Origin of the sequence: Polaromonas sp. YR568 (assembly GCF_943371715.1) — a bacterium.
Taxonomy (GTDB): domain Bacteria; phylum Pseudomonadota; class Gammaproteobacteria; order Burkholderiales; family Burkholderiaceae_C; genus Polaromonas.
This window is the reverse complement of sequence record NZ_CALRVW010000018.1, coordinates 75,770-86,701: the sequence shown is the minus strand read 5'-3', so window position 1 is coordinate 86,701 and position 10,932 is coordinate 75,770. Positions and strand designations below refer to the sequence as shown.

At 64.4% G+C, this 10,932-nt stretch carries 13 protein-coding genes and 1 pseudogene; 7 read left to right on the top strand and 7 right to left on the bottom strand.

Translation table 11 applies throughout. The features are described from left to right. The 4 genes and pseudogenes from eno to AAG813_RS13885 all read right to left on the bottom strand — a co-directional run. Window positions 1–328: pseudogene (gene eno, locus AAG813_RS13900) on the bottom strand (phosphopyruvate hydratase); the annotation flags it as partial. Between the two features lie 42 nt (window positions 329–370). After that, window positions 371–661 carry a DUF1330 domain-containing protein gene (locus AAG813_RS13895; protein ID WP_341916135.1) on the bottom strand — a complete coding sequence of 97 codons (291 nt, stop codon included), beginning with the start codon at window positions 659–661 and terminating at the stop codon, window positions 371–373. Window positions 662–663: 2 nt separating this feature from the next. Beyond that, window positions 664–1,521 carry a 3-deoxy-8-phosphooctulonate synthase gene (gene kdsA / locus AAG813_RS13890; RefSeq protein ID WP_341916134.1) on the bottom strand — a complete coding sequence of 286 codons (858 nt, stop codon included), beginning with the start codon at window positions 1,519–1,521 and terminating at the stop codon, window positions 664–666. Then, entirely contained in the window at window positions 1,518–3,185 is a 1,668-nt protein-coding gene (locus AAG813_RS13885) for a CTP synthase (protein ID WP_341916133.1), read from the bottom strand. The genes kdsA and AAG813_RS13885 overlap by 4 nt, the downstream gene beginning before the upstream one ends. A gap of 116 nt (window positions 3,186–3,301) precedes the next feature. On the opposite strand from AAG813_RS13885, the gene coaBC reads away from it, so the two are divergent. From coaBC to AAG813_RS13865, 4 genes are all read left to right on the top strand, one after another. After that, complete coding sequence (gene coaBC, locus AAG813_RS13880; protein WP_341916132.1) at window positions 3,302–4,558, top strand: bifunctional phosphopantothenoylcysteine decarboxylase/phosphopantothenate--cysteine ligase CoaBC; 1,257 nt, start codon at window positions 3,302–3,304, stop codon at window positions 4,556–4,558. Window positions 4,559–4,564: 6 nt separating this feature from the next. Then, complete coding sequence (locus AAG813_RS13875) at window positions 4,565–4,984, top strand: hypothetical protein (RefSeq protein ID WP_341916131.1); 420 nt, start codon at window positions 4,565–4,567, stop codon at window positions 4,982–4,984. Between the two features lies 1 nt (window position 4,985). Then, complete coding sequence (gene dut / locus AAG813_RS13870) at window positions 4,986–5,435, top strand: dUTP diphosphatase (RefSeq protein ID WP_341916130.1); 450 nt, start codon at window positions 4,986–4,988, stop codon at window positions 5,433–5,435. A gap of 187 nt (window positions 5,436–5,622) precedes the next feature. After that, window positions 5,623–6,135 carry a glycine zipper 2TM domain-containing protein gene (locus AAG813_RS13865; RefSeq protein WP_341916129.1) on the top strand — a complete coding sequence of 171 codons (513 nt, stop codon included), beginning with the start codon at window positions 5,623–5,625 and terminating at the stop codon, window positions 6,133–6,135. A 67-nt stretch (window positions 6,136–6,202) separates the two neighbouring features. On the opposite strand, the gene AAG813_RS13860 is transcribed toward AAG813_RS13865, so the two are convergent. Further along, entirely contained in the window at window positions 6,203–6,727 is a 525-nt protein-coding gene (locus AAG813_RS13860; RefSeq protein WP_341916128.1) for a peptidylprolyl isomerase, read from the bottom strand. 14 nt (window positions 6,728–6,741) lie between these two features. Between AAG813_RS13860 and AAG813_RS13855 the strand changes: the two genes are divergently transcribed. From AAG813_RS13855 to AAG813_RS13845, 3 genes are all read left to right on the top strand, one after another. After that, entirely contained in the window at window positions 6,742–7,920 is a 1,179-nt protein-coding gene (locus AAG813_RS13855) for a cupin domain-containing protein (protein ID WP_341916127.1), read from the top strand. Between the two features lie 44 nt (window positions 7,921–7,964). Then, complete coding sequence (locus AAG813_RS13850; RefSeq protein ID WP_341916126.1) at window positions 7,965–8,483, top strand: hypothetical protein; 519 nt, start codon at window positions 7,965–7,967, stop codon at window positions 8,481–8,483. Between the two features lie 231 nt (window positions 8,484–8,714). Next, window positions 8,715–8,945 (top strand): hypothetical protein, encoded by a 231-nt coding sequence (locus AAG813_RS13845; RefSeq protein WP_341916125.1) that lies wholly within the window; start codon window positions 8,715–8,717, stop codon window positions 8,943–8,945. 81 nt (window positions 8,946–9,026) lie between these two features. On the opposite strand, the gene AAG813_RS13840 is transcribed toward AAG813_RS13845, so the two are convergent. Both AAG813_RS13840 and bamC read right to left on the bottom strand, forming a co-directional pair. Next, the gene (locus AAG813_RS13840; protein ID WP_341916124.1) at window positions 9,027–9,797 is read right to left on the bottom strand and encodes an MBL fold metallo-hydrolase; all 771 of its coding nucleotides are present in this window, start codon (window positions 9,795–9,797) and stop codon (window positions 9,027–9,029) included. A 22-nt stretch (window positions 9,798–9,819) separates the two neighbouring features. Beyond that, complete coding sequence (bamC, locus tag AAG813_RS13835) at window positions 9,820–10,851, bottom strand: outer membrane protein assembly factor BamC (protein WP_341916141.1); 1,032 nt, start codon at window positions 10,849–10,851, stop codon at window positions 9,820–9,822. Between the last annotated feature and the right edge of the window lie 81 nt (window positions 10,852–10,932).

Here is a 10,932-nt window from a genome sequence, read left to right as displayed (position 1 = left end):
CGTTGGCGCCCAGGCGCGCCTTGTTGTCGGTGCCGTCCAGGTCGATCAGCGTGCGGTCCAGGAAGGCCTGCTCGCTGGCGTCCAGGCCCAGCACGGCTTCGGAGATTTCGGTGTTGATGTACTCGACCGCCTTGAGCACCCCCTTGCCGAGGTAACGCGAGGCATCGCCGTCGCGCAGCTCGATGGCTTCGCGCGAACCGGTGGACGCACCCGAAGGCACGGCGGCGCGGCCCATGACGCCGGATTCGAGCAGCACGTCGCATTCAACGGTGGGGTTGCCCCGGCTGTCCAGGATTTCGCGGCCGACGATATCAACAATTGCACTCATGGAGGTCTTTCAAATCAAGATTAAAAACTGGCAGGCGAAGGGTCAGACACCTTCGACGATGATCATCCGCATGATGGCCGCGCCTTGCCGCGCGGCCCTGGCTTTGCCGTATTCGGGGGAGGCATCAAAGGCCTGTGCCGCTTCAAACGTCGGAAATTTCAGGATGACGAGGCGTTCGGGCGCCCAGTCGCCTTCGAGCACCTCCACCTTGCCGCCGCGCACGCAGACCTCGGCTCCATGCGCCTGCATGGCGGCGCTGGACCACTTCTTGTATTCCTCGTACTGCACCGGGTTGGTGACCGTCACGTTGGCAATGATGTAGGCACTGGTCATGATCAGACTTGGAAGTTGTTTTCGAGAAAACCGTTTTTCTTGGTCACGCGATCGAGCTCGAGCAGCGTTTCCAGCAGGGCCTTCATGTGTTTGAGGGGCACGGCGTTCGGGCCGTCACTCATGGCCTTGGACGGGTCCGGGTGGGTTTCCATGAAGATGCCCGCAATACCCACAGCGATGGCGGCGCGCGCCAGCACCGGCACCATCTCGCGCTGGCCGCCGCTGCTGGTGCCCATGCCGCCTGGCAGCTGCACCGAATGGGTGGCGTCAAACACCACGGGGGCGCCGGTCTCGCGCATGATGGCCAGGCTGCGCATGTCGCTGACCAGGTTGTTGTAGCCGAAGCTGGCGCCGCGTTCGCAGGCCATGAAGTTGTCTGCGTTCAGGCCTTTTTCGCGCGCTGCCGCACGGGCCTTGTCGATGACGTTTTTCATGTCGCCGGGCGCGAGAAACTGGCCCTTCTTGATGTTGACCGGTTTGCCCGATTGCGCCACCGCGTGGATGAAGTCGGTCTGCCGGCACAGGAAGGCCGGCGTCTGCAACACGTCCACCACGGCCGCCACGGCGGCAATCTCGGACTCCGAGTGCACGTCGGTCAGGATGGGCAGGTTCAGTTCGCGTTTGACCTTGGCCAGGATCTCCAGGCCTTTTTCCATGCCGGGGCCGCGAAAGCTGGTGCCGCTGGAGCGGTTGGCCTTGTCGTAGCTGGACTTGAAGATGAAGGGAATGCCCAGTGACGCGGTGATTTCCTTGAGGGTTCCTGCCGTGTCCATCTGAAGTTGCTCGGACTCGACGACACAGGGGCCGGCGATCAGGAAAAACGGCTGATCGAGGCCGATCTCGAAACCACAGAGTTTCATGCCACGACTTTCAGTGTTTTTCCGGCCGCCTGGTGGTCCAGTGCGGCTTTCACATAGGCGTTGAACAGCGGGTGGCCGCCCCAGGGGGTGGACTTGAATTCAGGGTGGAACTGCACGCCGATGAACCAGGGATGCACGTTTTGCGGCAGCTCGACAATTTCGGTCAGGTGTTCGCGCTGGGTCAGCGCCGAGATCACCAGGCCGGCTTCACGCAGCCTGTCGAGGTAGTGCACGTTGGCTTCGTAGCGGTGGCGGTGGCGCTCGGTGACCACGTCGCCGTAGATCTTGTGGGCCAGCGTGTCTTTGGCAACGTCCGAGCTTTGCGCGCCCAGGCGCATGGTGCCGCCGAGGTCGGACTGCTCGTTGCGCGTCTTGATGGTGCCGTCTTCGTCTTTCCACTCGGTGATCAGCGCGATGACCGGGTGCGGTGTGCCTGGCGCGAACTCGGTGCTGTTGGCGTCCTTCAGGCCCGCCACATGGCGTGCAAACTCGATGGTGGCGACCTGCATGCCCAGGCAGATGCCGAGGTAGGGCACCTTGTTTTCGCGCGCAAAACGCGCCGCGCAGATCTTGCCCTCCACGCCGCGTACGCCGAAGCCGCCGGGCACCAGGATGCCGTCGAACTTGGCCAGGCGCGAGACATTGTCCGGCGTCAGGGTTTCCGAATCGACATACTCGATGACCACCTTGGCATGGTTCTTCATGCCGGCGTGACGAATCGCTTCGTTGAGTGACTTGTAGCTGTCCGACAGGTCCACGTACTTGCCGACCATGGCAATGTGCACTTCATTGGCCGGATGCGCCGTTTCGTAAACCAGTTCGTCCCAGCGCTTGAGGTTGGCCGGTGGCGTGTTCAGGCGCAGCTTGTCGCAGATCAGCCCGTCCAGGCCCTGCTCGTGCAGCATGCGCGGCACCTTGTAAATCGTGTCCACGTCCCACATGGAAATCACGCCCCACTCGGGCACGTTGGAAAACAGCGAGATCTTTTCACGCTCTTCGCTGGGGATGGGGCGGTCGGCGCGGCACAGCAGCACATCGGCCTGGATACCGATTTCGCGCAGCTGTTTGGCGGTGTGCTGGGTCGGCTTGGTCTTGAGCTCGCCCGCGGCAGCGATCCAGGGCACATAGCTGAGGTGCACAAAGGCCGTGTTGTTGGCGCCCAGGCGCAGGCTCATCTGGCGCACCGCCTCGAGGAAGGGCAGCGACTCGATGTCGCCCACCGTGCCGCCGATTTCGACAATCGCAACATCGACCGCCTGCGGCGTGTCGTAACCGGCGCCGCGCTTGATGAATTCCTGGATTTCGTTGGTGACGTGCGGGATGACCTGCACGGTCTTGCCGAGGTAGTCGCCGCGGCGTTCCTTTTCCAGCACGCTTTTGTAGATCTGGCCGGTCGTGAAATTGTTGGCCTTGCGCATGCGCGTTTCGACAAAACGCTCGTAGTGGCCTAGGTCCAGGTCGGTTTCCGCGCCGTCGTCGGTGACAAACACCTCACCGTGCTGGAACGGCGACATCGTGCCGGGATCGACGTTGAGGTAGGGGTCCAGCTTGATCAAAGTGACTTTGAGGCCTCGCGATTCAAGGATCGCTGCTAAGGAGGCTGAGGCGATTCCCTTGCCCAGGGAAGACACCACACCGCCGGTGACGAAGACAAATTTGGTCATGTCAGGTACGAACCGCAAGTTCGCTTAGGTGGTAAACGGGGATTATACGGGTGAGTCCGCGTCCGCTCCGGTTCGCGCCGTCAAGGGCTCGGACAAACTGGGATACATTGCGGGGCATGACGAAGCAAGCAAATGAAGAAGTCCCCGGCGCAGGCGGCGATCTGGCCGGCCGGCACATCGTACTGGGCCTGTCGGGAGGCATTGCCTGCTACAAGGCGGCGGAGTTGTGCCGCGCGCTGATCAAGCAGGGCGCCACCGTGCAGGTGGTCATGACCGAAGCCGCCGAGCAGTTCATCACGGCGGTGACGCTGCAGGCGCTCAGCGGCCGGCCGGTCTACACCAGCCAGTGGGACAGCCGTGAGGCCAACAACATGGCGCACATCAACCTGAGCCGCGAGGCCGACGCCATCCTGATCACGCCCTGCAGCGCCGACTTCATGGCCAAGCTGCTGCATGGCCGGGCCGACGACCTGCTCAGCCTGATGTGCCTGGCCCGGCCCATTGCCACGGTGCCGCTGCTGATCGCGCCGGCCATGAACCGTGAAATGTGGGCCCACCCCGCGACCCAGCGCAACATGGCGCAGCTCTCGGCCGACGGCGCGACCATCCTCGGCGTGGGCAGCGGTTTCCAGGCCTGCGGCGAAACCGGCGACGGGCGCATGCTGGAGCCGCCCGAGTTGCTCGAAGACATCATTGCCTTTTTCACGCCCAAGGTGCTGGCCGGCCAGCATGTGCTGGTGACGGCAGGCCCGACCTACGAGGCCATCGATCCGGTGCGCGGCATCACCAACCTGTCGAGCGGCAAGATGGGTTTTGCCGTGGCGCGCGCCGCGCGCGAGGCCGGCGCGCAGGTCACGCTGGTGGCCGGGCCGGTCAGCTTGAGCACGCCGCGCGGCGTCACGCGCATCGACGTCAGGTCAGCACAAAACATGCTTGAAGCCGTTATGCAGCAAGCACCAGCAGCTACTGTTTTCATAGCGACTGCGGCGGTGGCCGACTGGCGGCCGGAGAGCAGCGCGGAGCGCAAGATCAAGAAGGACGGCTCGGGCCAGGCGCCGCAGCTGGCCTTCACCGAGAACGCCGACATCCTGGCGACGCTGGCGCAATCGCCGCGAGCGCAGTCAGGGGCGCTGTTCTGCGTCGGTTTTGCCGCTGAGAGCCACGACCTCGCGGACAACGCGCAGGCCAAGCGCCAGCGCAAGGGCGTGCCGCTGCTGGTCGGCAACATCGGTCCGGCCACCTTCGGCCGGGACGACAACGCCCTGCTGCTGGTCGACGCCCAGGGCAGCCGCGAGCTGGCGCGTGCCTCCAAGCTGTCGCTGGCGCGGCAACTGGTGGCGGAGATCGCCAGCCGGATCAAGCAGGCAAGGTGAGTGCAAGTGCAACAGCCTTCCGACACCCCGCCCGACGGTGACTTTGCCCGGTATGTGGAAAAACTGAGTGCCGCCGCGGCGGCGGCTGTCCTTGCCCGGCAGGCGAAGGCTGACGCGCAGCCCGGCACGGGCCTGATGCCAGGGGCCGCCACGCCGGCGCGCCAGGAAGCCGCCGGGGACGCTGCATCGGGTCGGCCCGCCGGACCGTCCTTGTGGACAGTGGGCAAGTGGGTGCTGTTCGCCTGGATTGCGCTGCAACTGTTTTCGATCCTGGTTCCGCGCGCTGGCATGTTCGCGGTGGCCATGCCGCTCGCTTTTGCGGCTTGGGCCATTTACCGCTTTAAAAAATACTCGCCGGAACTGCTCAAGGCGCGCCTGCGTGCGCTGGCTGAACAGGCCGCCAAAGAATTCAAACAAGGCAAGTGACATGAAAATTGACGTGAAGATCATCGACGGGCGCCTGCGCGGCAACCTGCCCGCCTATGCCACGCCCGGTAGCGCGGGGCTGGACCTGCGCGCCTGCCTGGACGCGCCGCTGACCCTGCAGCCCAATGCCTGGCAATTGGTGCCCACCGGGCTGGCGATCCATCTGCACAACCCCGGTTACGCGGCCATGATCCTGCCGCGTTCGGGGCTGGGGCACAAACACGGCATCGTGCTGGGCAACCTGGTCGGGCTGATCGACAGCGACTACCAGGGCCAGCTCATGGTCAGCGCCTGGAACCGCAGCGAGGTGGCCTTCACGATAGAACCCATGGAGCGCATCGCCCAGCTGGTGATCGTGCCCGTGGTGCAGGCCGAGTTCAACGTGGTCGATGATTTCGCGGCAGCCAGCGAGCGCGGCGAAGGCGGCTACGGTTCAACCGGCAAGGCCTGAGCAGAGGCGCAGCGTCAGGCTTTTCCTACACCTGCCGGCAGTGGGCTCCCACGCCTGGACAGCCTGGGACCCCACCCCCTCATCGACGCGGCGTGGGTGTAATCAATGCAGCAGAGTCCTCGGGCAACTTCTTCTTCAACGGCGTTGAGGCGGTGGACTCTCTGAATTTCACACACAGGAGATTTCCATGCGTCAAGCTTCCCGTTTTCTTTCCGTCGTTTCCTCCGTGGTTGTGGTTGCCGGGCTTGCCGCCTGCGCTGCGCCCATGAGCCAGCCAGCACCGACTTCCAACTACCCGACTTCCACCTATCCTGCATCGACTTACCCTGCGCAGAACCCGCAGGGCAATTACATCGAATACGGTCGTGTCAGCAACGTGGAAGTCCTGCGTACGCAACAACCGGCCACGACTTCGGGTCTGGGTGCCGTGATTGGCGGCGTCGCCGGTGCAGCTGTGGGCAGCCAGATCGGTGGCGGTAGCGGACGTACGGCAGCCACCGTGCTGGGCGCTGTGGGTGGTGCTGTCGCCGGCAATGCCGTCGAGAAAAACCGCAATACCCAACCGGTCAATGAAACCTACCGCGTTTCTGTCCAGCTGGACAACGGTGGTACACGTGCTTATGACGTGCCTTCTTACGGCGAGTTGCGCATCGGCGACCGCGTGAAGATCGAGAACAACCAGCTGTACCGCATGCGTTAAGTTACTGCGGCACCAGCTGAAACCGGCCTGCTCGTAAGAGCAGGCCGGCTTTTTTTTGTTGGCGGTTTCAGTGAAGTGTGTTGTTGCCGGGCGCCTGCGATTCGAGCTTGAAAAAGCCGGTGCCCATGGAGCCCTGGCCGATTTCCGCCTCGGTGGCCTCGCGCACCGACTCGACCTTCAGGCTCAGGCGGATCGCGATGCCGGCCAGCGGGTGGTTGCCATCAAGCACCACATGCTCGGGATAAATTTCGGTCACCGTGTAGATGTGGTCGGTCGGCGTGTCGGGGTTGACGCCGACGGGCAGGGCGGCGCCGTCAAAGGTCAGCCCTTCCTCGAGTTCGGCGGGAAACAGCTTGCGGGCTTCCAGGAAAACCAGGTTTTCGTCGTAGTCGCCGAAGGCGTTTTCCGGCTCCAGATGCAGCTCGATCGTCGCGCCCGCCTCATGGCCCTGCAGGCTTTCCTCGATCTTGGCGAGCAGGTCATCGCCGCCCAGCAGAAACTCCACCGGCTCGTCGAGTTCGTCCAGTGTTTCGCCCAGGGTGTCTTTCAGCGTCCATGTCAGGGCAACAACGCATTGCGGGGTGATTTTCATCGGACAATTGTCCCATGGATGTCAATCAACCCCTTGCCCTTCTCGCTGGTCTGACCCCGGCCCAATTCATGCGCCGCCATTGGCAGAAAAAGCCCTTGCTGGTGCGCCAGGCCATACCCGGTTTCCAGCCCTTGCTGAGTCGGCGCGAGCTGTTCGAGCTCGCGGCGCAGAAACAGGTGGAGTCGCGCCTGGTGGTGCAGCAGCCCACCGGCTGGCGCATGAAACCCGGCCCGTTCGGGCCGCGCAGCCTGCCAGCCCTGAGCCGGCCGCAGTGGACCCTGCTGTTGCAGGGGGTGGACCTGCATGACCGCCGGGCCCATGAGCTGCTGCAACAGTTCCGTTTTGTGCCCGATGCCCGGCTCGATGACCTGATGATTTCATTTGCCACGCCGGGTGGCGGCGTGGGCCCGCACTTTGACAGTTACGACGTTTTCCTGCTCCAGGCCAGCGGCCGCCGGCGCTGGAAGATAGGCCGGCAGAAAGACCTGACGCTGCAGGAAGGTGTGCCACTGAAGATCCTGCAGAACTTCGAGCCCGAGCAGGAGTTTGTGCTGGAGGCCGGTGACATGCTGTACCTGCCGCCGCGTTATGCCCACGACGGGCTGGCCGAAGCCTGTTCGGGCGACGAAGGCAAGGTGCAGGACTGCATGACGTATTCGATCGGCTTTCGCGCACCCAGGCGCGCCGAACTGGCGAGTGAACTGCTGCAGCGTCTGGCGGATTTTGCGGGTGAGGAGGAGGACGATGGTGCCCTCAGCCAGGGCCTGTACCGCGATCCATCGCAGGCTGCAACACCAACGCCCGCGGCCCTGCCTGAAGGCCTGCTCGCGTTTGCGCAAAAGGCGGTGCATGAGGCCTTGAAAGACCCGCTGGCGCTGGCCTGTGCGCTCGGTGAATGCCTGACGGAACCCAAAGCCTCGGTCTGGTTTGACGACCCGTCGACACGCTGGGACCCGCGCTGTGCCGAGGGCCTCTGCCTGGACCCGCGCACGCGCATGATGTACGACGAGCAGCATGTGTTCATCAATGGAGAAAGCTACCGCGCCAGAGGGGCGGACGCGACCCTGATGCGGCGCCTGGCCGACCAGCGCCGGCTCGTTGCGGCCGACCTTCGCCGCGCGGGGCCTGCGGCGCTGGACTTGCTGGCAGACTGGCATGCGGCCGGCTGGCTGGCCCATCCGGAAGGTTGCTGAACCACGCGCCGCGCCTGTTGTTTCATGCCTTCAAGGAGCCGATGATGAACGATCCCCATCCGTCCGCCGCGCCTTCTTCGGCCGTATTGCTGCAGGGGCGCTTCGAGGGGCGCGCGGCGTTTACCGATCTGGTCCGGCAGGCCTTCGCAGCAGCCGCCGCGCAGGGCTGGCGTGAAATCATTCTTTGCGACGCCACGTTCGAAGACTGGCCGCTGGGCGAGCGCAGTGTGGCGCAATCCCTCAACGACTGGTCAAAATCGGGCCGCACGCTGACCATGCTGGCCCGGAGCTATGACGAGGTGACGCGCCGGCATGCGCGGTTTGTGACCTGGCGCCGCACCTGGGCTCACATTGTTGAATGTCGCGGCAGTGGTGCCGTGGCGGCGAGCGACCTGCCCAGCGCCTTCTGGAGCCCGGGCTGGGTGTTCGAGCGATTGGATCTGGTGCGCAGCACCGGTGTGGCGGGCTCTGAAGCCGCACGGCGCGTGGCGCTGAGGGAAAGGCTGACGGAAAAGCTGTTGCGCAGCACGCCGGCCTTCCCGGCGACCACACTGGGGATTTGACGCCGTGGGGCGATGCCGGAGGAGCTTGGCTGGCGCAGGGGGTGGTTTTGCCCTGGGCTCTCGTCTTTTTTGTAAATCGAGGGTTTTTACGGCGGTGAAAACCCGCATATACTTCGTCCCAGGGCAGTTGGAGCTCGTGTGACTCGCCCCCGTTGAAGAACTCGAATCGTCAGGTTTGGGTTTTTTTTTGACGGATTTATAAGTTGTTTCTCATTCATCAAGGATCTCAATATGAACAAGTCCCTCGTTTTGGCCGCCATCGTCGCTGCGGTTGCTCTGGCTGCCTGCGGTAAAAAAGAAGAAGCGGCTGCACCTGCGCCCGTCGTTGTGACGCCAGCACCTGCACCTGCTGCTGCACCCGCACCCGCTGACGCAGCTTCTGCGCCAGCAACCGGCGCACCTGCACAGTCGTCCGCGCCCGTGCCTGCTGAAGCCCAGACGCCTGCCAGCGCCGCGAAGTAATTCCTTCCGCTTGCCTGAAAGCCGCCTCCGGGCGGCTTTTTTTCGTTGGGAACCAGACACGGCGCGGTCTGGGGGTTTGCCCTACAGCCTCAGCCAGGGGGTGCCGGAACCGGCGTCGGCAATCACCAGCTCGGCGCTGCTGCCGAGGGCCTCGGTCATCGCTTGATGCGCCAGCTCAGGCCGGTTGTTCTGCTGGCTCAAGTGTGCCGCCACCAGCTGCCTGAGACCACCATGCGCGACCGAGCGGGCAATCTCGCCCGCGGCAGCATTGGACAGGTGGCCATACATGCCGCCTACACGCCGCTTGAGAAAAGGTGGGTAAGTGGACTGGGCCAGCAGCTCGATGTCATGGTTGCACTCGAGCAGCAGGGCATCGCAATGTGCGAGGTGGGCCAGCAGGTGGGCGGTCGCGTGACCGAGGTCGGTCAGCAGCCCCAGTTTGGACGCCCCGTCCGTGCAGGTGAGTTGCAGGGGCTCACGCGCGTCGTGCGGAACCGTGAATGGCATGAGCTGCAGTTCGCCGAGGTCAATCGCCTCCCCATCGCGTGCGGTGCGGAGCAGCCCGTCGAAGTCGGGCAGGCCGATGCCTTCCTGGGTGCCGCGGCTCATCCAGACCGGGACCCGGTGGCGCCGCGCGAACTGGCGCGCGCAACCAATGTGGTCGCTGTGTTCGTGGGTGATGAAGATGGCGTCGATGTCGCCGTCGGCGAGGCCGGCCTGAGCCAGCCGAACCGACAGTTGCCGGATCCCCAGGCCGCAATCGACCAGCAGGCGCCTGGGCCGCAGCCCGGTCGCCTCCACCAGCGTGGCATTGCCGGTGCTGCCGCTGCCCAGGCTTTTGAACCTCAGCACCGGCCAGACTCCACGCGGCGCCTTATTTCAGGTCGTCGGCAATGACCTGCACGATGCGCTGGGCATTGGCCGACGCTTCGGGGTTGCCCTGGGCGTTGAGAACGGACACGGTGGTCGCTTCGCCCTGGCTGCGTACGGCGATTCGGTATTTGAGGGGGGCCGGGCCTGCCGACGAGCTGCTGAAGAGCTTGCTGAAGAAGCCGGCTTCCTTCTTGTCGCCGGTAGGCTCGACATAGCGCACGAAATAAGTGCCTTGGGCTCGGTCACGGTCTTCAACGGTGAAACCGGTGCGGTCCAGGGCCAGGCCGACCCGGCGCCAGGCGCGCTCAAATCCCTCGTCCATCTGAACCACGGGCATGTTGTTGACATTGGCGACACGCGCGCTCTGCCGCGCCGGGCCGGTGGCGACCAGCGCCTTGGCCTGCTCCTGGCTCACACCGAGCTTGACCATCAGGCGGCGCAGGAATTCTGCTTCCAGTTCCGGATCAGCCGGGCGTGGCTGCCACACCGTGCCATCGCTTTTCTGCGGTGTCTTGACCGTGCCCGTCAGCACCTCCACCATCCCCCGATGGCTGATGTAGATTTCGGTGCCGCCGGTCGGTGTGCGCTCCAGGCGGGTGCGGAACTTGTCGCGTTCGCCGGTGGAATACAGGCTGTCGAGCAGCTTGCCCAGGGTGGCGCGGATGAAGTCCTGGGGCAGCTTGGCGCGGTTTTCCGCGTAGTCGGTTTCCATGATGCCCAGGTTTTCCTGCTCGGTGGCGATCAGGAAGCCGTTTTCCTGCCAGAACTCGCGCACCGGACCCCACAGCTTGTCGGCCGGGCGGTTCACCACCAGCCAGCGCTGTGTGCCCGCGCGCTCGATGCGCACGTCGCCGACCGTCAAGGCCGCCGTCGGCACGGACTGGGTGGTCTGGCCGACCTGGAAGCCGCTGGCCGTCACGGAACTGCCGGGCACAACGTAACGGGTATCGCGCGACAGCTGCGTCAGGTCGGGAGGAACCTCGAGCGAAGGCGCTTTGCCTGCGCTTTTGTAATCGACCTTGTCGCCCTGCATCGACTCGCTCAATGAAGAGCAACCCGAGAGAAGCAGCGCGGCGACGAGCGCCAGCAGCGGGGCCGCGGCAAGCCGTGGTGC

Excerpts from the sequence above, each read along its gene's own strand:
- bamC (WP_341916141.1), bottom strand. The coding sequence starts at position 10,851 with ATGCAGGGCGACAAGGTCGATTACAAAAGCGCAGGCAAAGCGCCTTCG.
- AAG813_RS13865 (WP_341916129.1), top strand. The coding sequence starts at position 5,623 with ATGCGTCAAGCTTCCCGTTTTCTTTCCGTCGTTTCCTCCGTGGTTGTG.
- coaBC (WP_341916132.1), top strand. The coding sequence starts at position 3,302 with ATGACGAAGCAAGCAAATGAAGAAGTCCCCGGCGCAGGCGGCGATCTG.
- dut (WP_341916130.1), top strand. The coding sequence starts at position 4,986 with ATGAAAATTGACGTGAAGATCATCGACGGGCGCCTGCGCGGCAACCTG.
- kdsA (WP_341916134.1), bottom strand. The coding sequence starts at position 1,521 with ATGAAACTCTGTGGTTTCGAGATCGGCCTCGATCAGCCGTTTTTCCTG.
- AAG813_RS13845 (WP_341916125.1), top strand. The coding sequence starts at position 8,715 with ATGAACAAGTCCCTCGTTTTGGCCGCCATCGTCGCTGCGGTTGCTCTG.
- AAG813_RS13895 (WP_341916135.1), bottom strand. The coding sequence starts at position 661 with ATGACCAGTGCCTACATCATTGCCAACGTGACGGTCACCAACCCGGTG.
- AAG813_RS13855 (WP_341916127.1), top strand. The coding sequence starts at position 6,742 with ATGGATGTCAATCAACCCCTTGCCCTTCTCGCTGGTCTGACCCCGGCC.
- AAG813_RS13850 (WP_341916126.1), top strand. The coding sequence starts at position 7,965 with ATGAACGATCCCCATCCGTCCGCCGCGCCTTCTTCGGCCGTATTGCTG.
- AAG813_RS13885 (WP_341916133.1), bottom strand. The coding sequence starts at position 3,185 with ATGACCAAATTTGTCTTCGTCACCGGCGGTGTGGTGTCTTCCCTGGGC.
- AAG813_RS13860 (WP_341916128.1), bottom strand. The coding sequence starts at position 6,727 with ATGAAAATCACCCCGCAATGCGTTGTTGCCCTGACATGGACGCTGAAA.